Consider the following 22,006-nt stretch of genomic DNA (forward strand, 5'->3'; position numbering starts at 1 on the left):
ACATCGTTGTCATTCCTAGAGCAGCACCTGTCTGGTGCGGAGCGGAAAGATAATCTTTTCTCATCGGGGGCTCCAGTCTGTCACAGTAGACAGTTCAACCAAATCGCTTCCACCACTAAATGGATCGTGCGACCGACCGCTAGCTTTCAGGAGCGCTGATCCCTGCCGGAAAAAGAGCTGGATCCTGAGATGCCGCCTCTTTCGGGCGTTCCCTCCTCATCACTTAGGCCGCATCATTGCTAATCTGAGACGCGCTCGCTGATGACGCTCGTGCGGCGTTGCTTCACCTGGTTCAATTTGGCGTCGATCTGTGCATTTGACACAGTTCAAAAGTGTTTATGGTCGAGCACCACAAATCGAAAAAAATTCGAGCAATCCAGGTCAATTCATCTGCGCATGAGATCGTTAGGCTTGCGCGCGGGCCTGGTGGCCCATCTGCAAATTCGAAACTGGATGGAGTTTCACCATGTCCCGCTTTGACGCCTATCGCGACAGATTCCCTAATGCTCGCCTGAACCGTTCGAAAACAGGCGTGATGGAAGTGGCGCTTCACACCGATGGTGGCACGGTGGTGTTCAACGGCCATACCCATGAACAATTCGTCGACCTGTTTCATGCGATCGCCTCCGATCCCGATAACCGCGTCGTCATCCTGACCGGCAGCGGCGCAGCGTTTATGGAGTCTATCAGCCTAGAGGGCTTCGACTTCTTTACTCCGCGAGGCTACGACAAGATCTATAGCGAGGGCAAAAAAGTTCTCATGAACATCCTCGACATCGAAGTGCCGCTCATTGCTGCGGTGAATGGCCCGGTGCGGCTGCACTCGGAATACATCCTGCTCTCCGATATTGTCCTGGCCACTCCGTCGACCGTTTTTCAGGATAAGCCACACTTCGAATTTGGCATCGTTCCCGGGGATGGCGTCCATCTGCTGTGGCCAGAAGTGATTGGCACGGTACGGGGCCGTTACTTCCTATTGACCCGCCAGGAGCTCGATGCGCAAACGGCCAAAGAATGGGGCGCAATCAACGAAATTGTGCCGGCCGACAAGCTGCTTGCCCGCGCCCGCGATATTGCCGAAGAGCTCGCGAAGCTGCCGCGGCTCACCACGCGGTACACACGCATCGCGCTGACCCAGAAACTGCGACGCATCATCGACGAGGGCGTCGGATACGGGCTTGCATTGGAGGGCATTAGCGCTGCCGACGTCGCGCGGGCCAAATGAGCAAGATGCCGAGGTCGGCGGCATCGCGCAGGCTTGAGTTAGGAGGTTCGGCCCGCGGGCATTGCGCAATCTCCGCGAAGTCCGAGCAATGCGGCAACAGACGGCATACTCTAGCTGGAATACCGTGCCGGTTGGGTAGCTTCGCTCCTACCGTTGGCCCGAATAGCATCGGCGAGGAGCATAGGTTGAACCTGCATCGATTCCAGGTCTGGGTGCACCATGAATTATGACGCGTACTTCTGCAAACGACTCGATGAACTGCGTAGGGAAGGTCGGTACAGAGTCTTCGCCGATCTGGAACGCAAGGTAGGCAGATTTCCTCGTGCAACGCTCCATTCCGCCCACGGGAAAAAGGAGGTGACGGTCTGGTGTTCTAACGACTATCTTGGAATGGGACAGCATCCAGTCGTGCTGGCAGCTATGCACGAGGCACTCGACAGCTGTGGCGCGGGTGCCGGCGGTACACGCAATATCTCGGGCACCAATCACTACCATGTCCTCCTCGAACGCGATCTGGCCGATCTTCACCAGAAAGAGGCAGCGCTTCTGTTTACTTCAGGCTATGTCTCGAACTGGGCTGCGCTTGGCACGCTAGCGTCATGCATCCCGGGTTGCGTCGTGCTTTCTGACCAACTGAATCATGCTTCTATGATCGAAGGCATTCGAGGTAGCCGTGCTCCGGTTAGGATCTTCGCACATAATGATCCCGCTGATCTTGCGCGTAAACTCGCGGACGTCGACGCTGATGCGCCCAAGCTGGTGGCGTTTGAATCAGTCTATTCCATGGACGGGGATATCGCGCCGATCGCTGAGCTGTGTGACGTTGCCGACGCATATGGCGCTATGACCTATTTAGACGAGGTGCATGCCGTAGGTCTCTATGGACCGCATGGCGGTGGCGTGGCTGCGCAACAGGGTCTGAGCCATCGGCTGACGGTGATTGAAGGTACGCTGGCCAAGGGCTTTGGGATCGTCGGCGGCTATATCGCAGGATCAACAGCATTGTGCGATTTTGTGCGTAGCTGTTCGTCGGGCTTTATTTTTACAACGGCACTGCCGCCACACGTCGCGGCGGGCGCGTTAGCCAGCGTGCGCTACCTCAAATCAAGTGCGATGGAGCGGGAAGCCATGCACAGTCGGGTCGCCTTGCTCAGGAGTCGACTTGATGACATTGGGGTACCACATCTGCGAAATCCTAGTCACATTGTGCCGGTAATGGTAGGAAACGCCGACCTCTGCAGGCAGATCAGCGATGTCCTGCTGAACGAATATGATATCTACATTCAACCCATAAACTACCCAACGGTCGCGCGCGGTACAGAACGACTTCGTATCACCGCGTCACCTTTTCACTCCGAGACGGATATCGAACACCTAACCACCGCGCTCGCCGAAATCTGGTCGAGCCCCTCGGTCGAGTATTTCGCTTTTCGCGACGTTGGCACAGGGTCGTGGAGAGAGCGGGCAGCGTTCCGCAGCGTCGGGCTTCCGGCGCCTCACGTCGCGGAAACAATCGGTGTCAGTTGAACCATGGGCGGCTTGTTGGAATTGTTGCTTCAACATTGTTTGGAGTCCGTCACCGCTATCCAAGAGCGAGAGGCAGCGAAGGTACGTGGCAGTTGCGACGGCTACCGAAAAGCCATGACGCTGATCGACCTTGCCAATCCGACCAGATTCCTGTCGTTGACGGCGCGGCTGTTGCCCTTTCTCGCGGCGGCAACCACCATCCTACTCCTGGTCGGCCTCTATCTGTCGGCGGCCGCACCGGACGACTACCAGCAGGGCGCGACCGTCAAGATCATGTTCATCCACGTGCCCAGCGCCTGGCTATCGATGTTCGTCTGGGCTGTGATGACCAGCGCCGCGCTCGGCACCCTGGTTTGGCGCCATCCACTCGCCGACGTCGCCGCCAAGACCGCAACGCCAATCGGCGCCAGCTTGACCTTTCTCGCGCTGGTGACGGGCTCGCTGTGGGGCCGCCCGATGTGGGGCACCTATTGGGAATGGGATGCGCGGCTGACCTCGGTGCTGATCCTGCTCCTGATGTATCTCGGCCTGATGGCGCTGTGGCGCGCCGTGGAGGATCCTTCGCGCGCCGCACGTGCTGCCGCGGTGCTCACGCTCGTCGGCGTGATCAATCTTCCCATCGTCAAATTCTCGGTCGACTGGTGGAACACGCTGCATCAGCCGGCCTCGGTCCTTCGGATGGGTGGCCCGACACTCGATCGCACCTTGCTGATCCCGTTGTTGGTGATGGCCAGCGGCTTCACGCTGCTGTTCGTCACGCTGCACGTGGCCGCGATGCGTAACGAAATCCTGCGGCGGCGTGTGCGCGCCCTTCAAATGATGCAGGCACGCGCCTCGTCAAGCGACGTGAGCGCGGCTTCGCCTGCCTCGCAACCGGCATAACGCACCATGTCGCTCGGGCCGTACGCCTCCTTTATCGTGACCTCCTACCTTGCCACCGCACTGGTAGTTGCGCTTCTGACCACCTGGATCGCGATCGACTACCTCAACCAGAAGCGGCGCCTGCGTGAGCTCGAGGAGAGCGGGGTGGTGCGGCGCTCCGGCGCAGCGCAACGGAGCCGTAGATGACCGACCAGGTGACATCCGAAGCAAGCCCGCAGCGCCGCTTATGGCTGATGGTGCTGCCGCTGATCGTCTTTCTCGCGCTGGCCGCTCTGTTTTGGCTCCGGCTCGGCGATGGTGATCCCTCGCGGATTCCCTCTGCCCTGATCGGACATCACGCACCACAGACGTCGTTGCCGCCGCTGCACGGCTTGCTCAGCAACGGCGCGCAAGTGCCGGGACTGGATCCAGCAAAATTCGAGGGGAAGGTCAGCGTCGTGAATGTCTGGGCGTCCTGGTGCGTGCCCTGCCATGACGAGGCACCGCTTCTCACCGAGCTCGCCAAGGACAACCGACTGCAGCTGATCGGCATCAACTACAAGGACGCGCCCGACAACGCTCGGCGCTTCCTCAGCCGCTATGGCAACCCGTTTGCCTCGATCGGCGTCGACGGCAACGGCCGCGCTGCGATCGAATGGGGCGTCTACGGCGTGCCGGAAACGTTTATCGTCGGCCGTGATGGCAAGATCGTCTACAAACTGGTTGGCCCAATCACGCCGGACAACGTCGACAGCGTGCTCATGGCCGAGATCGACAAGGCGGTCAATGCAGCTTCGATCTCGCGAAAACTCTGATCAGCTGAGCAGGCGCCAGGTTCTGTCCTAATTAGGACACTCGCTCTGACACATTAGGACGCTTAATTGGAGCGCATGCCATTGGTCGCTGGCTTCATGGCATCGTTGGCGCAAACTCCCGCTAGGTGGTAAGCTGAAGCCTCACGATGTGATCGCCAGGAGGGCCTAGCAATGAATCGCTTTGCAATCCCCTGCATCGCGCTCATACTCCTACTCTGGGTCGCACCAGCTTCCGCCCATGGCTGTCATCACGGTCGGCAATATGCCGCTAAAGAGGGCTGGCATAGACACGGAACGCAGTGCGAGCTGCGCCACGGAATCGGAGTCAAGCACAAAGCCGCGCGGCAAGCGGCCGACGCTCGTGACGCGGAATTAGGACGCTAATCTGTCGCCCGTGAAGAACCCCGTAAGAGCTTGATCGGGGATTCAATTTTTTGGCGAAGGGGCTTTTGGATTTGCAAGCTTTCGGGGTGCGGAGCCTCGGAAGCTTGCAATTTCATTTTCAAGATTCCCTCGAATCGCCGGGCACGATTCCGTGGCTGCATCGGAGGGGACGATGCGACCGAAGAAGCCGAAGACGACGGGAGAAGGTGATCTGTTTCGCGCCCGGCTCGACCAAGTCATCAACATGAAGCACGAGCTGGTGCAGCTCACCGGCAAGATCGACTGGGACTGGATCGATCGCGAGATCGCGCCGCTCTATAGCGACAAGGGCCGGCCTGGGATCGAGACCCGTTTCATGTTCGGGCTTCTTCTGCTCAAGCACATCTACGGTTTGTCCGACGAAGCCGTATGCGAGCGTTGGGTCTATGATCCGTATTTCCAGCACTTCACCGGCGAAGAGTTTTTCCAGCATGAGTTCCCGCACGAGCGAAGTGACCTGAGCCATTGGAGGAAGCGGCTCGGCGACAAGCTGGAGCTGTTGCTTGCCGAGAGTTTAAGGGTCGCGCACCAGACCGGCGCGCTGCGCACGCGCGACCTCAAGCGGGTTACGGTGGACACCACCGTGCAGCCCAAGGCCATCGGCTTCCCGACCGATGCCAAGCTGCTGCATGCGGCAATTAAGGGGCTCAACCGGCTGGCGCGCAAATGCGGGGTGCGGCTACGGCAGTCCTATCTGCGCATCGCCAAGCGTGCGGCCATGATGGCTTCCCGCTATGGCCACGCCAAGCAGTTCCGGCGCCACCATCGCCAACTGCGCCTGCTGCGCAGCCGGCTCGGCCGGATCGTCCGCGACATCCGCCGCAAGATCGCAGGCCAAGGAGACCTCGAGGCAGCCTTCGAAGGGCCGCTCGCGCGCGCTGCGCAGATCCGATCGCAGCAGCAGCGCCAGCGCGGATGGAAGCTCTATTCCTTCCACGCACCCGAGGTCGAATGCATCGGTATGGGCAAGGCCGCGGCTCCTTACGAGTTCGGCGTCAAAGCCTCGATCGTCACTACCAACGCCTGCGCCCCCCGGTGGCCAGTTCGTGCTCCACGCAAAGGCGCTGCCGGGCAACCCCTATGACGGGCATACGCTCGGCAGCGTCATTGATGCCACCGAGACGCTCATCGGCTGCGAGATCGAGCGCGCCTACGTCGACAAGGGCTATCGCGGCCACAACACAGCCAATCCGCGTCGCGTCTTCATCTCTGGTCAGAAGCGCGGCGTCTTTGGCGTCATCAAGCGCGAACTGCGGCGGCGCTCGGCTATCGAACCCGTCATCGGACACATGAAGAGTGATGGCCACCTCGGCCGCTGCCATCTCAAAGGCCGCGACGGCGACGCCGCAAACGTCATCCTCACCGCCGTCGGACACAATCTCCGCCGCGTTCTCGCCTGGCTGAGGGCTCTGCTGCGGCAAATCCTGCTCGCTCTATGGCCGCCTCTCGCCGCCATCGCCCACAGTCAAATCGACTTCTTAACGGCCGACTAATCTGTTCAGGGGCTCTTTGTGGAGAGATTCATAAACCTGAATGACATCCTCCCGCTCCTCCGGTTTCAGATATTCCACCTCTCAAGTGTGTTAGCTAGGTTGGCTCCCCCGATTTCTCCTCCTCGAAGGTAACTGCGGTGGCCGCGACCGCCGACAGCCGCACCATCTGGCCCTCGATATCCGCGACCAGTCCCAGGTCAATATAGTGATGGTGGCCCTTATGTCGCCCTTCGCCGCCGTCGTTCTTGGTCAGCCTGATCCTGCCCGCTGTGATGCGATCCACAGTTCCGATGTGAACACCATCAGCTCCGATCACCTCCATCTTCTCCTTGATCCGACTTTTCGTCATGTCTCTTCTCTTCGTATCAGAGTTTGTGCTTTGCAGAACTTCTTCGCGCCATTCGGTCATAAGTTCAAGCCGCGCTTCCTGATCGGCAATACGTTGCGCCACCAGATCATCGTCTGCAGCACCGGAGTAGGCGGCCGCCTGCTCGATCAGCTCGCGAAGGTTCTCCCTTGCGACAGCGATCTGGTCGTCGATGTCAGCGGTATCGGCGATGATGTCGGGCATGGACATCTCCTCTTTAAGCTCGACCGCACCGGCAAAGATAGAAATGCGGCCGGCCGCATATCGACCGGCCGCAGCGACCCGGTCTGGGGGCGGAAGGAAACGCCGGGCGCCCGTAAAGCTACTCGGCGAGCCCGATCGGCGCTTTTTCGATATTGCCGAGATTTGAGTCCTTTTGCGGCAATTCGGAGAGCTGCATTTGCCCTTGCGCTCTCCATATGTGTGCCGGCGGCGGCATCAGCCGCTTTTGCGCTACCATTAGAATCGCAGGTATCGCGCGCCGGTCATCTCGAGCCACAGACCGCGCGGCGTATCAACCGCTCTCATCAGATCGCTCTGGCAGTCTGCACACTTCAGAACCGCTCCCATCGGAGATGCATGCAAGGTCAGAGATCCCACACCGCTTACCCAATCGCATGAATCGCATCGAATCTTCGCGAGTGTGATGTCAAGAGTGAAGATCCGCTGAAGGAGACATGCCGCGACATTACCGTCGAGCACAAGATCGGAGACGTTATTAGCCATGGCATCTATCCTCCTGATGGACCGAATCGTTCTGTCTTGATGCTGAGAGGGTCAAATCCGAGTTCTACAAGAAGACCGGCAGCGGTCTCGACGAAGGTAGTGGGACCGCAAACATAGATTTTCGGGTTGTGTGCGGGTGGAAACCAATTTGCTGAAAGCAAGCCTTTGTTGATTCTTCCCCGGTGGCCCGTCCAGTCCTTTGGTTGCTGGCGGGTAAGCGCGTAAGCAAGGCGAAAGCTGGAATCACGGCTCATCATCGCCGCAAGCTCGTCTCGGTAGACTATATCTTCCCAACTTCTAGCCGAGTAAATCAGCAAGGCTGGCGGGCGGCTTGGCCGCCTGTCGCGGTGACGAAGCATCGACATCAACGGCGTGATACCCGTTCCACCAGCGAGAAGATAAACCGGCTCCCTTGTTGCGCCAGTCCAGACGAAATATCCGCCGATAGGTCCCCGAAGCTCAAGTTGGTCGCCGACGCGTAGCTCATCCAGAAGATAGGGGGAAACCTCGCCATCTTTCACTCGCTCCACGGTCAGCGCAAGCAATTCGTCTTCAGGTGGAGAGGCAATGGAATAGCTGCGCTGCGCTTGGTAGCCATCCTCGGCTGTGAGCCTGATATCGACGTGCTGACCCGGCAGGTGTCCTGGCCAGCTGACTGGCTGCAGCATGAGGCTCTTTACGCGGCGCGTTTCCACCACGACGTCGCGCACCTGAACGAATTGCCACTCAAGCCGTTTGGGTGGAGAAGCGGGATTAGTCCCCGTCATATCTCTGCTCTTTCCAGGGGTCGCCGTAGTTGTGATATCCCAGTGACTCCCAAAAGCCGCGTTCGTCCTTCGGCATAAATCGGATCCTGCGCACCCATTTGGCGCTCTTCCAGAAGTAAAGATGCGGCACCAACAGGCGAGCTGGCCCGCCGTGAGCGGACGGGATCGGTAGGCCGTCGTAACGAGTAACGATCATGCCATTGCCCCCGACCAGATCAGCAATAGGGACGTTCGTTGAATAGCCACCATCGCAATGAGCCATGACATAAGGTTCGGGAGGCTCCGAAAGCCCGGCTGCTTTCAACAGATCATCGAAGGTCACGCCCTGCCATGTCGTATCGAGCTTCGACCATTTCGTGACGCAATGAATATCGGTCTTGACCGTAGTCTGCGGCAGCGCCTCGAACTCGGCCCAACTCCACGCCCGGAGCGGGGAACTGCCAAGCTGTAGGGCAAAATTCCAGTTTGCCACTTTGGTTTGTGGCGTTGGGCCGGCCGAAAGGACCGGGAAATCGGTTGTCACGTATTGCCCAGGCGGCACACGATCCTTGGTCGTTTGCTCGTGTCGCTTTGACCCAAACCCGCGAGAGATGTGAGCCTCATCCATGGAATCATGCCTTTCCTAGGCGTGGGTCCGCCGCGCGAGAAGAACTCGGACGCTTTTATCCGGTCGCCCGCCGATCGTTCGGCCTATACTTGATACAAAAGCATTCGCCCGTCGATGGGCGCTAAGCCAAATGCATCAAGATTGAAAAAACCAGAGCATTCGCCGACGCGCACGGCACGCACCAGCCCTGTATCTCCTGTTTCATTCACGATGAGAAAGCTCATCACCGACGCGACCCCGCGTCCGGCGAAGTCTCAGGAGAGAAAGCGATGCGAATCGGATTTCGGACAGCAGCAGTTGTCGTTGCGAGCAGTGCGATTGCAACAACCTTGTTCTTCGGATCTCTTAAAAATGGCAACGCGCAGACCATAACGCGCCAGCTGCCTGAATACACGGCCGATGGGCAACTCCTTCTGCCGAAGGATTGGAACCATTGGGTGTACCTCGGATCTCCGCTTACGCCGAATGCGCTGAATGACGGCCATGCTAACTTTCCGGAATTTCACAACGTCTACATCGAGCCGGGTTCATATGAGATTTACATGAAGACCGGTCAATTTCCCGAAGGAACGATCTTCTTCAAGGAGCTTCAGCTTACGCTGCCTGGCGAGAATCCAGACGGATCGCGAACCGAGCCATCGGGAAGAGGCTACTTCCCCGGGCCTTTCAACGGCGCCGATGTCACGGTCAAGGATTCCAAGCGTTTCGCCGAGACCAACGGATGGGGATATTTCAATTTCAATCATCATGAGCCAAAGGCTCCGATGGCGAAAGTGAAGGCGAAGGGGGAATGCGCGTATTGCCACATCGCAAGCGCGAAAAAGGATGAGGTGTGGACCCAATTCTATCCCCTGTTGGACAAGTGACGTGCATCGCTCGACGTTGGCCGCACAGCAAGGACTGAGTCATGAGAATCGTTCGCGCCTTTACTCTCGGCATTTCCGGAGTTGCCGCAGCCATTGCGATCGCCGCGCTGGGTCCAATGCAGGCGATTTCAATTAGCAGCGCTTCACAAACGCAGGCAGCAGTCGATGCCGAGGGTAACCTGCACGTTCCGCCTGACTATCGGACTGCTTATGAGGCGCTCGGGAGTTGGGCTATAGCGGCTGATGAGGGCCGAGGCTCGAAGGAGCTGCACGTCGTGCTCGCATCACCGGGATCTATCGAGGCCTATCGCAAGGACGGCCGATTTCCCGACGGAACGGTGCTCGTGAAAGAGGTGTTCGAAACCGCTACAAAGGACATGACGACCGGTACTGTCAGCCACGCAGAGAAGTTGAAAGGCTGGTTCGTCATGGTGAAGGACGGTGCCGGCCGCCATCCGGGCCACGCCTTGTGGGGCGATGGGTGGGGCTGGTCTTGGTTCGATGCTGCCAACCCCACAAAGACAACTTCCACCGACTACAGATTGAATTGCAAATCCTGTCACGTGCCGGCGCGCACGACTGATTGGATCTACGTCGATGGATACCCTGCATTGAAGCGATAGAGGGGACGCTTCGTGGAGAGTGAGACCTGACCCCTGTATTTAAGATCAACCAAAGGAGTAGCAGATGGCAAAAGAGGCGATGATGAAGGACATGTCTGTGGCGAAAGGAAAGCCCGGACATCTCTACATGCAAACCAACGAAATCGAGAATGCGATCATTCACTACGAGCGGAGTTCAACGGGTGCGCTTACTGAGGTGGAACGCATCAAAACGGGTGGTGCCGGCTCCGGCGAATTCAAGCCGATCAGCGGCCAAGAAAGCGCTCCCAACGCGTTTGAGGGAGCGGGCAGCATCATCTTCACACCGGATCGACGCTTTCTGTTCACGACAAATGGTGGAGACAATTCCGTTTCGACCTTCCGTATAAGCGAAGACGGTCGTCTCTCGCTGATCGACGTCAAGCCGACGGGTAACCCTGTGGAAGGAAGAAGTGGAACCGCCAAATCACTCGCATTTGCTCCTTCTACTCGAACGCTCTTCGTCTTGCACTCGTTCGGCCCCGATCACCTCCGGTTGATGTCTGTTGACGCCGAAGGCAAGCTCACGGCGCGCCCGGAAGGGTACACGGTCAATACGTATAGCAAGAGGAACCGCGTGGCCACCATGGTTGTGGTCTCGCCTAACGAGGAGCTCGTTCTTGTCGGGACCACTTTCGACGAGCCAATCGCGCTCACGGGCTTGTATCCAGATGGGTCGCCTATTCTCTGGGTCCAGCGGGCTGGCGGCGCGTTCCACTCAATCGCATCGAATGCGCCAGATCCCGACGGCCTCGCCGCATTCCCCCTGCAAAAGGATGGTTCGCTCGGCACGGCCAGGTTCTATGACGCGAAAGGCGGCTCTCCGTTCTACATCGGCTTCCTGCACGAGCGGCCGGATACCTTCGTCATCGCATACGCCGTCGGTGACGGATGCGCCATGGGCACCATCGAGAAAGGCGGCACGGTCAACATCGGCCCGCTCGTAAAGATCGACACGAGCGCAGGCGTGCCGTCCGAGCTGTGCTGGCTGGCGGTCTCCCCGGATGATCGAACGGTGTACGCGACGAACTTCGGCTACAGCAACATCAGCAGCTACCACATCAATGGCCGCGGCCTGGAAATCGCGTGCGATCCCGCGTGCCCGAGGGTTCCGGGGGACGGCACCGCCAGGGGGCTGAACGGAACGGTGACCAGCGGCCCCGCCGATAGCTGGATCACGTCGGACGGCGCGTATCTCTATCAGATCTACGGGAATGCCGCGAAGCTGGTTGGCTACGCAACTCAGTCGGACGGTTCGCTGACGGAGATCACCAGCGTCAAGATTCCCTACAACAGTCCGCAAGGGCTTGCGGGGTTCTGATTCCACTCTCGCAACACGGGTTCGGGCGTGACCGCTTAGGTAATTGTCACGCCCACCCTTCCTTCCTTTTGCCGGCGTCAAACCGCTCACTTTCAAGATTTGTGGAGCCGATGTTCGAAGCAACACACCAGGGCAATTCTGGCGAGGACCTGAGTGATCCTGGAGCCTTCGGCGTGCGCGGAGGAAATGTGCGCGACGTCGATCTAGAGCGGGCTAACGGAGCCGGCCGGATCGTACTCACTGGCTCCGCGAACAGTACGCGAATCTCCGAAGTTTATCAGAAGTTTCCCATAGGCTTGATGTTTCCAAGGATAGGAGACGAGATGGTGACAGAGGCCGTCATCGTAAACTCTTCAGGCGGCATCGCCGGCGGTGATCGTCTCGAAATTGAAGTGGTGGCGCTCAACAATGCATCGGTCGCGGTCACAACACAGGCCGCGGAAAAGGTCTACAGGGCGTTGGATCGACCCGCGCGTATCGGGACAAAGTTGAAAGTGTGCAGCAGGGCAAAGCTCGCTTGGCTCCCGCAAGAAACGATTGTCTTTAATCAGGCGCGCATTCGTCGGCAGACGGAGATTGATCTTTGCTCAGGAGCCGAAGTGATTGCGCTCGAATGGATGGTACTCGGTCGTGCTGCGCGCGGAGAGGAAGTCGTCAGCGGGTATATATCGGACAGCTGGCGCATCAAAAAGGACGGCCACCTCATCTGGGTGGACGGCTTCCGCGTCTCAGACGAGGTGTTCGCGCAGCTGCACAGAAAGGCATTGCTCTCCAACTGGAAGGCCGTTGCAACGCTCATCTACTTCGGACCTGGTCTTGATACACGGCTGAGGATCTTGCGCGAGATAGCGACTTCGCTCGATTGCAGCTGCGCCGCTACGATCGTCGGGGCGATCATCATTGTGCGCGTCGCCGCGGCGGCAAGCTCCGATCTTCGACGGGGACTTCGTAGCTTGCTGGAACAATTCAGTCGAGAGCTAGGGCCAGGCCCTTTCGGAGTGCCGAAAATGTGGTCGTGTTAGCGGCCGTTATGGAACGGAGAAGGCCTTGAATCTTACACCACGGGAAAAGGACAAGCTAATGATAGCTGTCGCAGCGATGGTTGCGCGAGGGCGGCTCGCGAGAGGCCTCAAGCTCAATTATCCCGAGAGTATCGCACTGATTGCGGACTTCATCCTGGAGGGAGCGCGCGACGGGAAATCGGTCGCCGAACTCATGTCCCAGAGCGGCCGAGTACTGACTCAGGACCAAGTCATGGAGGGCATTCCCGAAATGATTCGCGAGATGCAGGTCGAAGCCACATTCCCTGACGGAACGAAGCTTGTGCCGGTACACAGTCCGATTCGATAGGAGCTCTCGATGCGGTTAGTCCTGATCTGCATTATGTTGTCCGAAGCGTTGATCTTCCCGGCCTGCGCCCATACCGGTGTTGGGCCCGGTAATTCGTTCAGCTCCGGAGTTGCGCATCCTCTGAACGGGGCAGATCACCTCATCGCTATGACGATGGTAGGCCTCTGGAGTGTGTTCACAGGTCCCCGTGCCGTTGTGATGTGGCCGGCAACCTTCGTTGCAGCGATGTTGGGCGGCTTTGCAGCAGCGAGCTTGGGTTTGCAAATCGTTTTCGTCGAGCCGGCCATCTGCTGGTCGGTCGTCTTGCTGGGAGTGCTCGTTGCGCTCGGAGTACGGGCGCCGGTAGCCCTGGGGGCCGTGATCGTCGGTCTCTTCGCGTTCTTCCATGGGCACGCTCATGGAACGGAGGCAGCGGCAGCCAGGCTTATCCCTTATGCAGCAGGTTTCGTGCTCGCAACCTCTGCGCTCCTTGCTGTCGGCATCGGAGCTGGTTTCTGCGTGCGGGGCTTGGTCGGAGGGCTCTTGCTGCGCGCAGCGGGTGGATGCGCGGCGGTGGTCGGATTGTCGCTATTGGGAGGCTGACGTGATCCCTGGTGAGGTCTTTCCAGCATTCGGTGAGATTGTCCTGAACAAGGATAGGACAGCTATCTCCATTGAGGTCGCCAATACCGGCGATCGGCCTATTCAAGTGGGCAGCCACTATCATTTCGCCGAGACAAATGCGGCTCTCGCTTTCGATCGGAACGCCGCTGTCGGTTGTCGCCTCGATATCCCGGCCGGGACGGCCGTGCGATTTGAGCCGGGGCAGTCTCGCGAAGTTTCATTGATCCCCTATGGCGGCGCCCGCGTGGTCTATGGTTTTGGCGGCCAGGTCATGGGGGCTTTGCCGCCGGTACGCGGCATTGCGGCCGCTTCTGGCGATTGAGGTAACAAAATGCCCCATACAATGCGCCGTGGCGCCTACGCGCAGATGTTCGGCCCGACGGTCGGGGACAAGGTTCGTCTCGCAGATACTGATCTGCTCATCGAGGTAGAGAAAGACTTCACGACCTATGGTGAGGAGGTGAAATTCGGCGGCGGGAAGGTCATTCGTGACGGCATGGGACAGTCGCAGCGTACGCGTAGCGAGGGAGCGGTTGATACGGTCATCACCAACGCGCTGATTCTTGATCATTGGGGGGTCGTGAAGGCGGACATCGCTATCAAGGATGGGCTCATTTCGAGGATCGGAAAGGCCGGCAATCCCGATGTGCAGCCCAACGTCGACATAATCATCGGACCTGGGACCGAGATCATCGCAGGAGAAAGCAAGATCATCACCGCGGGGGGGATCGACACCCATATACACTACATTTGCCCGCAACAGATCGAGGAGGCGCTCTATTCAGGTCTAACAACTATGATGGGTGGGGGAACCGGACCGGCGGTAGGTACGGCGGCAACAACCTGCACGCCAGGCCCTTGGCATATCCGGCGGATGCTCGAGGCGGCCGATGCTTTCCCGATGAACCTCGGTATTTTCGGTAAAGGTAACGCGAGCCTGGCCGCCGGCCTCATCGAGCAGATCGAGGCCGGTGCGTGCGGCCTCAAGCTGCACGAAGACTGGGGCGCGACGCCTGCGGTTATTGATTGCTGCCTTTCTGTCGCGGACGACATGGATGTGCAAATCCTGATCCATACCGACTCTCTTAATGAGGGAGGTTATGTGGAAAAAACCGTCGCAGCATTCAAGGGCAGAACGATCCATACCTTTCACACTGAGGGCGCCGGAGGCGGACATGCGCCGGATATCATAAAGGTGTGTGGCGAAGGGAACGTTATCCCGGCTTCGACAAATCCAACGCGGCCCTACACGGTGAATACGCTCGATGAAGCGCTCGACATGCTCATGGTTACACATAATCTCGATCGTCGTATTCCGGAAGATGTCGCCTTCGCTGAGAGCCGCATACGCAAGGAGACCATAGCCGCGGAAGACATTCTGCACGATCTGGGAGCACTCTCAATCGTCTCGTCAGACAGCCAGGCGATGGGGCGCGTCGGTGAGGTGATTACCCGTACCTGGCAGACAGCCGATAAGATGAAAAATCAGTTCGGGAGATTGGCTGAAGAGAATGGTGGTAACGATAACTTCCGAGCGCGGCGCTACGTTGCGAAATACACGATCAATCCCGCGATAGCCCAGGGCATTTCCACCTACATCGGCTCGATTGAAGTCGGGAAGCTCGCGGACATCGTAATCTGGGATCCGGCCTTTTTCGGCGTAAAACCCGACATTGTTCTGAAATCCGGCACGATCGCCGCGGCTATCATGGGCGATCCCAACGCTTCTATTCCCACACCTCAACCTCAATACTATCGGCCGATGTTCGGCGCGTTCGGCCGTTCCCTGGGCAAGAGTTCGGTGACCTTTGTCAGCCAGGCTTCGCTGGAAAGGACAAGGCAGCTCGGGCTTGCGAAGCAACTGCTTCCTGTCTCGAACACGCGCAAGATCGGTAAGCATTCGATGATTCTCAACAACGCGGTCCCCCGCATGGAGGTCGATCCGGAAACCTATGAGGTGCGCGCAGATGGCCGGCTGCTCACTTGCGAACCCGCGAAGGTGCTGCCAATGGCTCAACGCTACTTTATGTACTGATATGCCGACGCGTGCTCATAAGCGCAATGGACGAATATCATGACGAGCGAGGAGTGCTCATGCTCGCCTCTATCCTTTTTGCGACTGCAAAGCTGGCTTTCGCCGACCTTCCCGAACGGCGCATACAGTTACTCGCACGGGCTCGAATGGGCCGTCGAAGCTGGTCACATCCATGACCGGCCAAGCCTAGTCGATTGGCTCGAGGCCGATCTTTGCTACGGATCCGGGCGGAATGAAGCAGTGTTTTTCAGCGAGGCATATCGCTGCGCGGTCAACGACGACAGGGTTAAACTGATGCAGGTCGCAGAGGTGGCGGCGGCCTGCCGCGGGACGTCAGAGTTCGCGCTTGAATCGTCCCAGCAGGCGACGGCTTGCCTCAACACCCTCCGCCAAGTGTGGCCCGATCGTATACTGGACTTCTTCTTGGGGATTCAGTTTCAGCCGGTACTGGCCGTTGTTCTTGGCGCTCGCTCAGCAAGGGAGCCGATTCCGGCGCGCGTGGCGCAACCGGCATTTCTGCACAGCTATGTTGCCAATTTGGTAACCGCCGGCGTGAGGCTAATCCCCCTCGGGCAAACCGACGGTCAACTCGCCATTGCGGAGCTAGAGAACGCGGTTTTGTCCGTCAGTGCGCAAGGAGCCTGCGCCACACTCGACGACCTGGGCTCCGCGGGATTCATGGTCGAACTCGCCTCTATTGCCCATGAAACCCAATATACGAGGTTATTCCGGTCATGAAGACGGTTGAAAGCGAAACGCCCCTTCTCCCCAACAGGTCCGCTCCGGCACATCACGGCCCGCTTCGCGTCGGGATCGGGGGCCCAGTCGGCTCGGGCAAGACGGCGCTCATCGAGGCACTATGCAAGCATCTTCGAGATATTTACGACATCTATGTAGTTACCAACGACATCTATACCAAGGAAGATCAGCTCATCCTGACCCGTGCACAAGCACTGCCGGCAGAGCGAATCATGGGCGTCGAGACAGGAGGCTGCCCGCATACGGCGATACGTGAGGACGCGTCTATGAACCTCGCGGCGATCAAGGATATGAATTTGAAATTCCCGCGGGCAGAGCTGTGTTTCGTGGAGTCGGGTGGCGACAATCTCGCGGCAACCTTCAGTCCGGAGCTTGCGGACCTGACTATCTACGTGATCGACGTCGCTGCGGGCGAAAAGATCCCACGCAAAGGCGGACCTGGCATAACGCGCTCCGACCTGCTCGTGATCAACAAGATCGATCTGGCTCCCCTGGTGGGTGCCAATCTTCAGGTTATGGAATCGGACGCCCGACGCATGCGAACTACGAGACCATTCATTTTTTCCAATCTGAAGAGCGGTCAGGGCGTCGATGAAATCGCCGGCTTCATTCTCGAGAAGGGCGGGTTGGCCGCAACGACCCTTTAAGCTTGAAGCTGCTTACCCGGCAACTCCACGCCACCAGCAAGTTCGATCTCCTGACGCTGTTTGTCCAGATTCTCAACACGCAGTCCCACCGCTGTCACGGGCGAGCTTTGCGGCGTCGAGCGCCTCGGTCGCGCCGACATAGCAGATGGGTTGTTTGTTAGCATCGTTGATCATGCGCCAGAGAACGCCCTTCGCACTCACTTGCCGGTACTGCGCGTACCACGTGTCCCTGACTTCCGGCGTTTTGCCGGGGAAAGCACGAATACCTTCGCCGCCCGAATAGAGCGTGACGGCGCCTGGAGGTGGAGCGTCGAAGCCGAATTCCTTGCGAGCTTCGCGGAAGTTCAGCTCCTCGGCGCCTTGAGCCTTACGCTCGGCATTCTTTTCGGCCCAGACGACACAGAAATAAGCGTCAGACATTTGGTTGGCTCGTTGGCGTAGGCTCAAGCAGCGACGGACCGTCATGATGACAACCCGACCGGTCTCTTTCGCGGTGCCTATCATGGATCGATTTCAACCAGAAGGCGGCAAAGAAGGCCGGCCGGAGCGAAGTCCATATCGACCTGTGCACCAGCCAGCACTTTTGAGATGAGGCGCAGGCCGAACCCCTTGTGCCGAGGCTTGTGCACCTCCGGTCCACCGTGCTCGCGCCACTGCACGGCGAGAGCGTGACCCTCACCGTCGGAACGAACATCCCAAAGCACTTCAACTCCTCCGAACGTAGACGTCAGGGCGCCGTGCTTGCTCGCGTTAGTCGCAAGTTCGTGAAAGATCATGTGAAGCGACAAAGCAAGGCGTGGTTCAAGAACGATATCTGGCCCACCGACGAGGATTCGATCGTTCAGAAAGGTGGCGTGTGGCTTAAGCGTTCGATCGAGCAGCTCCGCCAGAGAGACGCGATTGTCGCGCGCGCTCTCAATCAGGCTGTAGGCGTCCGATAGATTTGCGAGTCTCGCCATGAGGGCGAAGCGATAGTCATCTGCCGTGCTCGCCTCAGTGCTGTTGACGAAACATTGAACTACCGTGAGAAGATTGCGGATGCGATGCTGAAGTTCTCTGATCAGCAGTTCAAGTGACGCGTCGCGCTCTGAATGGGCAACCTCGTAAGGCGGAATTACTGTCGCGCGCTCGAATGAATCGGAGATGGTCGGTCTCATATGTTTCACTTGTTGCTGGGGCATACAATGTGGCTAACAACCACGACAGATGGTCAGCTTCTTTCTATCGAACCAAGCGTCCAGAACCCCCTGCGTGGCGTTGAAAATCGTGATGGACTTTTGTACGGCATCGACTTCCGCAGAGTTCGGAGCAAAGGTTCTCCCCCGCGGCTGTACGCGTACGCTCTCGGCTACGCCTGCGCCAGCCACAGGTGGCGGAGCCGAGGCTGGTTCAGCCATTGCGGCTAGAGGTGTTACACTGAAGGCCAGGAGAACCGTAAGTCGTGAGGGTAAATGCATGATCGTACCTTGGAAGATAGATGACCCATTCTCATCGCGCTGAAGTCACTCTCTAAGGGGACGAAACCGGCCGCATGGCATTGATTTCGCGCCTGCAACTAGTGACCGGCGGGAGCCGATTCCGCACCGTTTATTAGATGTGTCCACCATGGATCGGCACGCTGCGACACTGCCGCATTGGCGTCCCAGGGGCGGCATTGCGAGATAATCTGCCTATGATGATGCTTGTGTGCGTGATGCGGTGCGGCTGTTGCTGATTGCATGGTCAAGACAAAACCTAGCGCCGCACAGATGGCTTGCAGTGCTGCTGATCTCACAGACATTTCCTAACCTCAGTTAATGGGGGCGGAAGCCTGCGTATTATGGGTGGATTCGATCCTGCCCGCTTTTTCAGGATTGTTGCGGTTGAAGCCATCTTGTCAGATTAGCGCGCGCCGCGAACATACTCCCGCCGCTAGAATGGGCTCAGTGCCGTTGCCATCCAAAAATGCTGACAGGTTCCAGTCACTTCGCGCGCCGAAATCCATTTTGAGTAGCAGCTATAGCTTTTCCTAGCGACATGGTTGCAGTGTCGCCCATTGATAAATTGTCCAGCGATCGAGGTGGCGTAGCCAGAAACTGACAATGGAATTTGCCTCTCGACGGCTATTTCCGGGGAAAGCGCCAAAGATGGACCTTGGTTTGTGTGACTAAAACCAAACGGGAGCTGGGAGCAACCTAGGTCGGAATAGCGCGGTGCGAAGCCTCGGGCCTATGATCTCGGATGTTGCATAAGAAGTAGTCAGCAGGTGAGATCGATGATGACGAGCACGCCGAGCGTTAGTCCCGGAAGGGTGAAGTCGCCACATGGTGGTGCAGATCGAGCTGAAATTGACTTTCGAGATTTGGAGCAGATCAGACCGCCGGACGGGATCAAATCCGGGCAGTCAAGTGGCGGTAGGTTTCCTCATCCCACTGTCCAAATTGCGCCGGTCGATTTCGTAAAGCGTCTCGGTACGGGTCGTCCCGGTTGGTTCGTGGAGAGCGTACATGCGACGATTGGGAGGAGGATCGAACTTCAATTTCAAGGTCCTGTTCACCTCTTGGCAATGTACAATAAGGGAGCCCGTCGGGACGGAGAAACTTCAATTGACGGATTTGCGCCATCCAAGATTCGGAATTTTGCGAACAAGCTCACGTTCGTTCCGGCCGGCTGCGGCTATCGAGAGTGGTTTGAAACGGCTGCGTCCACCCGCTTGACGTTTCTATATTTGGATCCAACCGTTCTCCGAAACGATGGAGGAAACGACTATGCGGCGAGAATGCATTTTGAGGACTCCGTCGTTTGGGAAACCGCAGCCAAGTTGAAGAGTGCGATCGAGAATGGGCAAGCAAAGAGAACGCTCTACCTGTCCGCTCTCTCTAGCGTGCTCGCAATTGAGCTGTCCCGTTGTGACGATAGCGCTGCGCGTGATACGTCCCTGAATCGTGGAGGCCTTGCTTCTTGGCAAAAGCGCGCTGTCGTGGGCTATATTGAAGAACATCTAGGCGAGCAAATTTCTCTCGGTACGCTTGCGCAACTCGCCCGTCTAAGCCAACACCATTTTTGTCGGGCCTTCAAACAATCTTTCGGGGTTCCGCCGCATCATTACCACGTACAAAGGCGCGTTGAACAAGCCAAACTGCTCTTGGCAGATCGATCAATCTCGATCACTGACATCGGGTTTACGCTTGGCTACTCTCAAACGAGCTCGTTCAGCGTGGCTTTTCGCAAGAATACAGGCTGGACACCGAGCGAATATCGCAAGGAGTTCAAATAGGGCGACAACACGCGTCACCCCCTCGCGCGAGCTGCTTAAGCCTGAGTTAGGTTGGGCCAAATGTTCATTCCGGGGCGGAATAAGCCCTAATCCACCGACCTAACTACCTATCGCGAAAGTCTCCTTTAGGTTCTTCGCACGAATTCGACGAACGAAGGCCTGTCGCGCGCACCGAGACGCAGCAGGCGTATGCCAGAGGCTAGCCGTATTCGAACCGCCCCACCGTCACGGAGGAAGGAAAGCAGATTCCGATTCGGACAGATGTCGGGCAGAGCGTCGGTGGCCTAGCGAACGAGACGAAACGTCATCCCACATGATTGAGGAGAAGATTGTGATGAAGTCCTCGTTGGAGCAACAGCAGGCGGCCGAGCATCGGTCCATCGATCAGAGCAAGATTGCTTACCAAAAGCCCCAGCCCGCGGGCATGGCGCCGGATGTATTCGTTGGCTCTGCGCTGGAGCTTGACGGAGACGAGCGCGAATGGGTCCCGCAGTCGCCGACCGTCGCCTTCAGACCGCTCGTCCTGAATGTGAGCCAAGGCTACTACATCAACATCCTTCGGGTCCGGTCCTCGGGCGTGTTGTCGCGTCACCGCCATTCCGGACCGGTGCATGCCTTTACGTTGCGCGCGGAAGATGGCGCTACCTCGAACATGACTGGGTCGCTTCCCGGGTGACTACGCGTTCGAGCCGCCGGGCGAGACGCACACCCTGGTCGTTGCGGACGACGTGAAGGAAATGGCCACGCTGTCTTACGTGACCGGCGGATACACCTACGTTGATCCCTACGGCGAAGCGCTCGGATACGAAGACGTTTTCACCAAGCTCGAGCATGCGACCAGGCACTATGAAGCCGTCGGGCTCGGCAAGGAATATTGAAGAGGATCGTCCGATGACGAAACGCGAGACTGTTGATGTAGGCGGCGTTCCGATCAGCTATCTGACCGCCGGCAAGGGCGGTTCCCTGGTTCTCCTGCTTCATGGCACCTATTGGAGCCGTGTCTGGCGGCCCGTGCTCGACGGCATCGCCGCGGCCGGCCTTCGCCCAGTGGCGGTCGATTTCCCCGGCTTCGGCCGCTCGGGAGGCGAGCTCACCGTAAGAGAGGCTTCGGTCCCGCGTCTCTCCGCTTGGCTCGTGCAATTCCTAGATGCGCTCGGGCATAACGGCCCGGTCATGGTCGCTGGCCACGACATCGGCGGAGGCGTGGCGCAGCATCTTATGCTCGCAGGAGCGGTGCAGGTGCCGCGTGCGGCGGTAGTGAACGGCATCATGTACGACTCATGGCCGGTGCCCGGCGTTGCCCGCTTCCGGGATCCGGCAGTGGCCGCCGCGACAACTCGGGATGATGTACTGGCCGCGCGCCGCGTGTCCGTCGTAAAGGCGCTCGGGCGTCCGGCAAGCGGGGCGGAGATCGCCGAATATCTCGACCCCTGGACAGACCCGAGGGTTGCCCGCTCTTGGCTGGCGCTCGCGGGCGCCGCGGACCATCGCTACACCATGGAGATGCTGCCGGCTTTGCAGCGGTCCAAGACGCCGAAGCTCTTGGTGTGGGGCGAGGACGACCCATTTCAGACGATCGACTATGCCGAACGCTATGCACGCGAGATCCCGAACACGCGGCTCGTCCGGATCAAGTCGGCAGGACACATTCCGATGGAAAACGACCCTAAAGCCGTAGCGGGAGCTCTAGGCAAGTTCTTTGCCGGCAAGCAGTGAA

General features: G+C 58.5%; 24 protein-coding genes and 2 pseudogenes. 19 read left to right on the top strand and 7 right to left on the bottom strand.

Translation table 11 applies throughout. From position 1 onward, the window contains the following. The first annotated feature begins 466 nt into the window (after positions 1 to 466). From V1283_RS11380 to V1283_RS11405, 6 genes and pseudogenes are all read left to right on the top strand, one after another. Positions 467 to 1,225: an enoyl-CoA hydratase/isomerase family protein gene (locus tag V1283_RS11380; protein ID WP_334386582.1), complete on the top strand. Its 759-nt coding sequence runs from the start codon at positions 467 to 469 to the stop codon at positions 1,223 to 1,225. Between the two features lie 219 nt (positions 1,226 to 1,444). Continuing rightward, positions 1,445 to 2,752, top strand: coding sequence for a 5-aminolevulinate synthase (gene hemA, locus V1283_RS11385; protein ID WP_334386583.1), 1,308 nt, complete (start codon positions 1,445 to 1,447; stop codon positions 2,750 to 2,752). 114 nt (positions 2,753 to 2,866) lie between these two features. Further along, positions 2,867 to 3,634, top strand: a complete 768-nt coding sequence (locus V1283_RS11390) for a heme ABC transporter permease (protein WP_334386584.1) — start codon at positions 2,867 to 2,869, stop codon at positions 3,632 to 3,634. Between the two features lie 6 nt (positions 3,635 to 3,640). Further along, positions 3,641 to 3,820, top strand: a complete 180-nt coding sequence (gene ccmD / locus V1283_RS11395; RefSeq protein ID WP_334386585.1) for a heme exporter protein CcmD — start codon at positions 3,641 to 3,643, stop codon at positions 3,818 to 3,820. After that, positions 3,817 to 4,428, top strand: coding sequence for a DsbE family thiol:disulfide interchange protein (locus V1283_RS11400; RefSeq protein WP_334386587.1), 612 nt, complete (start codon positions 3,817 to 3,819; stop codon positions 4,426 to 4,428). The genes ccmD and V1283_RS11400 overlap by 4 nt, the downstream gene beginning before the upstream one ends. Positions 4,429 to 4,984: 556 nt before the next feature. After that, positions 4,985 to 6,344, top strand: a pseudogene (locus tag V1283_RS11405) (IS5 family transposase). Between the two features lie 94 nt (positions 6,345 to 6,438). Here the strand turns inward: V1283_RS11405 and V1283_RS11410 are convergent. The 5 genes from V1283_RS11410 to V1283_RS11430 form a co-directional block, all read right to left on the bottom strand. Then, complete coding sequence (locus V1283_RS11410; RefSeq protein ID WP_334393032.1) at positions 6,439 to 6,693, bottom strand: DUF2171 domain-containing protein; 255 nt, start codon at positions 6,691 to 6,693, stop codon at positions 6,439 to 6,441. Between the two features lie 477 nt (positions 6,694 to 7,170). Continuing rightward, positions 7,171 to 7,437, bottom strand: a complete 267-nt coding sequence (locus V1283_RS11415; protein WP_334386588.1) for a DUF6510 family protein — start codon at positions 7,435 to 7,437, stop codon at positions 7,171 to 7,173. 5 nt (positions 7,438 to 7,442) lie between these two features. Next, positions 7,443 to 8,204: a ferredoxin reductase gene (locus tag V1283_RS11420; protein WP_334386589.1), complete on the bottom strand. Its 762-nt coding sequence runs from the start codon at positions 8,202 to 8,204 to the stop codon at positions 7,443 to 7,445. After that, positions 8,191 to 8,811: a sulfite oxidase-like oxidoreductase gene (locus tag V1283_RS11425; protein ID WP_334386590.1), complete on the bottom strand. Its 621-nt coding sequence runs from the start codon at positions 8,809 to 8,811 to the stop codon at positions 8,191 to 8,193. Before V1283_RS11425 ends, V1283_RS11420 begins: the two co-directional genes overlap by 14 nt. Before the next feature lie 83 nt (positions 8,812 to 8,894). Beyond that, entirely contained in the window at positions 8,895 to 9,035 is a 141-nt protein-coding gene (locus V1283_RS11430) for a hypothetical protein (protein WP_334386591.1), read from the bottom strand. Positions 9,036 to 9,080: 45 nt separating this feature from the next. Here V1283_RS11430 and V1283_RS11435 point away from each other — a divergent pair, with 45 nt between their 5' ends. The 10 genes from V1283_RS11435 to ureG all read left to right on the top strand — a co-directional run bounded on the left by V1283_RS11435 (position 9,081) and on the right by ureG (position 17,033). Continuing rightward, positions 9,081 to 9,677 carry a cytochrome P460 family protein gene (locus V1283_RS11435; RefSeq protein ID WP_334386592.1) on the top strand — a complete coding sequence of 199 codons (597 nt, stop codon included), beginning with the start codon at positions 9,081 to 9,083 and terminating at the stop codon, positions 9,675 to 9,677. Positions 9,678 to 9,718: 41 nt separating this feature from the next. Further along, complete coding sequence (locus tag V1283_RS11440; protein ID WP_334386593.1) at positions 9,719 to 10,300, top strand: cytochrome P460 family protein; 582 nt, start codon at positions 9,719 to 9,721, stop codon at positions 10,298 to 10,300. A 64-nt stretch (positions 10,301 to 10,364) separates the two neighbouring features. Next, positions 10,365 to 11,639 (top strand): beta-propeller fold lactonase family protein, encoded by a 1,275-nt coding sequence (locus V1283_RS11445; protein WP_334386594.1) that lies wholly within the window; start codon positions 10,365 to 10,367, stop codon positions 11,637 to 11,639. Positions 11,640 to 11,749: 110 nt separating this feature from the next. Then, a complete protein-coding gene (locus V1283_RS11450; protein ID WP_334386595.1) occupies positions 11,750 to 12,661 on the top strand; it encodes an urease accessory protein UreD in 912 nt (303 codons plus the stop codon). A gap of 25 nt (positions 12,662 to 12,686) precedes the next feature. After that, positions 12,687 to 12,989 (top strand): urease subunit gamma, encoded by a 303-nt coding sequence (locus V1283_RS11455; protein ID WP_334386596.1) that lies wholly within the window; start codon positions 12,687 to 12,689, stop codon positions 12,987 to 12,989. A 9-nt stretch (positions 12,990 to 12,998) separates the two neighbouring features. Further along, the gene (locus V1283_RS11460) at positions 12,999 to 13,571 is read left to right on the top strand and encodes a HupE/UreJ family protein (protein WP_334386597.1); all 573 of its coding nucleotides are present in this window, start codon (positions 12,999 to 13,001) and stop codon (positions 13,569 to 13,571) included. Between the two features lies 1 nt (position 13,572). Then, on the top strand, positions 13,573 to 13,914 hold the full coding sequence (locus tag V1283_RS11465; protein WP_334386599.1) for an urease subunit beta: 342 nt from the start codon (positions 13,573 to 13,575) through the stop codon (positions 13,912 to 13,914). 9 nt (positions 13,915 to 13,923) lie between these two features. Continuing rightward, entirely contained in the window at positions 13,924 to 15,627 is a 1,704-nt protein-coding gene (gene ureC / locus V1283_RS11470; protein ID WP_334386600.1) for an urease subunit alpha, read from the top strand. A gap of 39 nt (positions 15,628 to 15,666) precedes the next feature. After that, complete coding sequence (locus tag V1283_RS11475) at positions 15,667 to 16,365, top strand: urease accessory protein UreF (RefSeq protein WP_334386601.1); 699 nt, start codon at positions 15,667 to 15,669, stop codon at positions 16,363 to 16,365. Then, positions 16,362 to 17,033 carry an urease accessory protein UreG gene (gene ureG / locus V1283_RS11480; RefSeq protein ID WP_334386602.1) on the top strand — a complete coding sequence of 224 codons (672 nt, stop codon included), beginning with the start codon at positions 16,362 to 16,364 and terminating at the stop codon, positions 17,031 to 17,033. The genes V1283_RS11475 and ureG overlap by 4 nt, the downstream gene beginning before the upstream one ends. A 72-nt stretch (positions 17,034 to 17,105) precedes the next feature. Here the strand turns inward: ureG and V1283_RS11485 are convergent, their stop codons facing one another. Next, complete coding sequence (locus V1283_RS11485; RefSeq protein ID WP_334386603.1) at positions 17,106 to 17,453, bottom strand: hypothetical protein; 348 nt, start codon at positions 17,451 to 17,453, stop codon at positions 17,106 to 17,108. Between the two features lie 80 nt (positions 17,454 to 17,533). Beyond that, positions 17,534 to 18,190 (bottom strand): sensor histidine kinase, encoded by a 657-nt coding sequence (locus tag V1283_RS11490; protein ID WP_334386604.1) that lies wholly within the window; start codon positions 18,188 to 18,190, stop codon positions 17,534 to 17,536. 1,100 nt (positions 18,191 to 19,290) lie between these two features. Between V1283_RS11490 and V1283_RS11495 the strand changes: the two genes are divergently transcribed. The 3 genes and pseudogenes from V1283_RS11495 to V1283_RS11505 all read left to right on the top strand — a co-directional run bounded on the left by V1283_RS11495 (position 19,291) and on the right by V1283_RS11505 (position 22,005). Next, positions 19,291 to 20,289 (top strand): AraC family transcriptional regulator, encoded by a 999-nt coding sequence (locus V1283_RS11495; protein ID WP_334386605.1) that lies wholly within the window; start codon positions 19,291 to 19,293, stop codon positions 20,287 to 20,289. Positions 20,290 to 20,713: 424 nt separating this feature from the next. Further along, a pseudogene (locus V1283_RS11500) lies at positions 20,714 to 21,167 on the top strand (2,4'-dihydroxyacetophenone dioxygenase family protein). 13 nt (positions 21,168 to 21,180) lie between these two features. Next, positions 21,181 to 22,005: an alpha/beta fold hydrolase gene (locus V1283_RS11505; RefSeq protein WP_334386606.1), complete on the top strand. Its 825-nt coding sequence runs from the start codon at positions 21,181 to 21,183 to the stop codon at positions 22,003 to 22,005. Position 22,006 lies beyond the last annotated feature (1 nt).

The sequence above is a fragment of the Bradyrhizobium sp. AZCC 2262 genome (genome assembly GCF_036924535.1).
Classification (GTDB): Bacteria; Pseudomonadota; Alphaproteobacteria; order Rhizobiales; family Xanthobacteraceae; genus Bradyrhizobium.

Bases quoted from the DNA above. Each gene is read 5' to 3' on its own strand.
- V1283_RS11380 (WP_334386582.1), top strand. From the start codon at position 467: ATGTCCCGCTTTGACGCCTATCGCGACAGATTCCCTAATGCTCGCCTG.
- hemA (WP_334386583.1), top strand. From the start codon at position 1,445: ATGAATTATGACGCGTACTTCTGCAAACGACTCGATGAACTGCGTAGG.
- V1283_RS11390 (WP_334386584.1), top strand. From the start codon at position 2,867: ATGACGCTGATCGACCTTGCCAATCCGACCAGATTCCTGTCGTTGACG.
- ccmD (WP_334386585.1), top strand. From the start codon at position 3,641: ATGTCGCTCGGGCCGTACGCCTCCTTTATCGTGACCTCCTACCTTGCC.
- V1283_RS11400 (WP_334386587.1), top strand. From the start codon at position 3,817: ATGACCGACCAGGTGACATCCGAAGCAAGCCCGCAGCGCCGCTTATGG.
- V1283_RS11410 (WP_334393032.1), bottom strand. From the start codon at position 6,693: ATGACGAAAAGTCGGATCAAGGAGAAGATGGAGGTGATCGGAGCTGAT.
- V1283_RS11415 (WP_334386588.1), bottom strand. From the start codon at position 7,437: ATGGCTAATAACGTCTCCGATCTTGTGCTCGACGGTAATGTCGCGGCA.
- V1283_RS11420 (WP_334386589.1), bottom strand. From the start codon at position 8,204: ATGACGGGGACTAATCCCGCTTCTCCACCCAAACGGCTTGAGTGGCAA.
- V1283_RS11425 (WP_334386590.1), bottom strand. From the start codon at position 8,811: ATGGATGAGGCTCACATCTCTCGCGGGTTTGGGTCAAAGCGACACGAG.
- V1283_RS11430 (WP_334386591.1), bottom strand. From the start codon at position 9,035: ATGAGCTTTCTCATCGTGAATGAAACAGGAGATACAGGGCTGGTGCGT.
- V1283_RS11435 (WP_334386592.1), top strand. From the start codon at position 9,081: ATGCGAATCGGATTTCGGACAGCAGCAGTTGTCGTTGCGAGCAGTGCG.
- V1283_RS11440 (WP_334386593.1), top strand. From the start codon at position 9,719: ATGAGAATCGTTCGCGCCTTTACTCTCGGCATTTCCGGAGTTGCCGCA.
- V1283_RS11445 (WP_334386594.1), top strand. From the start codon at position 10,365: ATGGCAAAAGAGGCGATGATGAAGGACATGTCTGTGGCGAAAGGAAAG.
- V1283_RS11450 (WP_334386595.1), top strand. From the start codon at position 11,750: ATGTTCGAAGCAACACACCAGGGCAATTCTGGCGAGGACCTGAGTGAT.
- V1283_RS11460 (WP_334386597.1), top strand. From the start codon at position 12,999: ATGCGGTTAGTCCTGATCTGCATTATGTTGTCCGAAGCGTTGATCTTC.
- ureC (WP_334386600.1), top strand. From the start codon at position 13,924: ATGCCCCATACAATGCGCCGTGGCGCCTACGCGCAGATGTTCGGCCCG.
- V1283_RS11475 (WP_334386601.1), top strand. From the start codon at position 15,667: ATGACGAGCGAGGAGTGCTCATGCTCGCCTCTATCCTTTTTGCGACTG.
- ureG (WP_334386602.1), top strand. From the start codon at position 16,362: ATGAAGACGGTTGAAAGCGAAACGCCCCTTCTCCCCAACAGGTCCGCT.
- V1283_RS11485 (WP_334386603.1), bottom strand. From the start codon at position 17,453: ATGTCTGACGCTTATTTCTGTGTCGTCTGGGCCGAAAAGAATGCCGAG.
- V1283_RS11490 (WP_334386604.1), bottom strand. From the start codon at position 18,190: ATGAGACCGACCATCTCCGATTCATTCGAGCGCGCGACAGTAATTCCG.
- V1283_RS11495 (WP_334386605.1), top strand. From the start codon at position 19,291: ATGACGAGCACGCCGAGCGTTAGTCCCGGAAGGGTGAAGTCGCCACAT.
- V1283_RS11505 (WP_334386606.1), top strand. From the start codon at position 21,181: ATGACGAAACGCGAGACTGTTGATGTAGGCGGCGTTCCGATCAGCTAT.